At 73.3% G+C, this 1,299-nt stretch carries 1 protein-coding gene; it reads right to left on the reverse strand.

Going from position 1 to position 1,299, the window contains the following annotated elements; all coding sequences use genetic code 11:
- Positions 1-76 precede the first annotated feature (76 nt).
- Positions 77-1,299: thiamine pyrophosphate-dependent enzyme (locus tag K6I34_RS37090; protein WP_229332409.1), on the reverse strand; the 1,223-nt coding region annotated here is incomplete at its 5' end.

Genomic DNA, 1,299 nt, shown 5'->3' on the forward strand with positions numbered 1-1,299 from the left:
CTGCGCGAGGAACCACAACGAACCCGCAGTCGCACACCGGGCCCCAGGAGGCAACCCGGTAGGCGCAACCACGGAGCTAGAGATAACGACGCCGAGCGGCCGCCCGCCGCTCGTACTCCGTACGAGCGGCAACCGCCGCAGACCGCGACGCGGTCTCGGCGACAGGCACATCCCACCACGCCTGTGCGGCCGGCACCCCCGGCACTGTGTCGGCCGTTTCGGTCTCGACATAGACACATGTGGGACGGGTCGCGGCCCGCGCCTCGGCCAGCGCGTCCTCCAGCTCGCCGACGCTTCCGGGCCGCAGCACGTCCAGGCCCAGGGAGGCCGCGTTCGCGGCGAGATCGACGGGGAGCGGGTCGCCCGTGTACCCCCCGTCCGGCCCGCGGAAGCGGTACGCCGTGCCGAAGCGTTCGGCGCCGACGGACGCCGACAGCCCGCCGATCGAGGCGTAGCCGTGGTTCTGGAGCAGCACCACCTTGATGGGGATGCCCTCCTGGACGGCGGTGACGAGCTCGGTCGGCATCATCAGGTACGTGCCGTCGCCGACGAGCGCCCACACCGGGCGGTCGGGGCTCGCCATGCGGACGCCGATCGCGGCGGGGATCTCGTATCCCATGCAGGAGTAGCCGTATTCGAGGTGGTAGTCGCGGCGGCCGCGCGGGCGCCAGAGCTTGTGGAGGTCACCGGGGAGCGACCCGGCCGCGTTGACGATCACGTCGGAGGGGCCGACGACGCGGTCGAGGGCGCCCAGCACCTGGGCCTGGGTGGGGCGCGCGGCGTGGTCGGGCCGGGCGAAGGCCCGGTTGACGGCCTCGTCCCAGGCGGCCTTGCCCTTGGCGTACTCCTGCTCGTACGCCGCGTCGACGCGGTGGCCGTCGAGGGCGGCGCACAGCGCGTCGAGCCCCGCGCGGGCGTCGGCGACGAGGGGCAGCGCGGCGAGCTTGTGGGCGTCGAAGGAGGTGATGTTGAGGTTGACGAAGCGGACGCCGGGCACGGCGAAGAGGGTGCCGGAGGCGGTGGTGAAGTCGCTGTAGCGGGTGCCGACGCCGATGACGAGGTCGGCGGTGCGGGCGAGTTCGTCGGCGACGGCGGTACCGGTGTGGCCGATGCCGCCGACGTCGCGGGGGTGGTGGTGGGGCAGCGCGCCCTTGCCCGCCTGGGTGGCGGCGACGGGGATGCCGGTGGTCTCGGCGAGGCGGGCGAGCGCGGCCTCGGCCTCGCTGTGCACGACGCCGCCTCCGGCGACGATCAGCGGGAGGCGTCGTGCACAGCGAGGCCTGGATCTTATACAAATAT

The sequence above is a fragment of the Streptomyces sp. UNOC14_S4 genome (assembly GCF_020740835.1).
GTDB lineage: Bacteria > Actinomycetota > Actinomycetes > Streptomycetales > Streptomycetaceae > Streptomyces.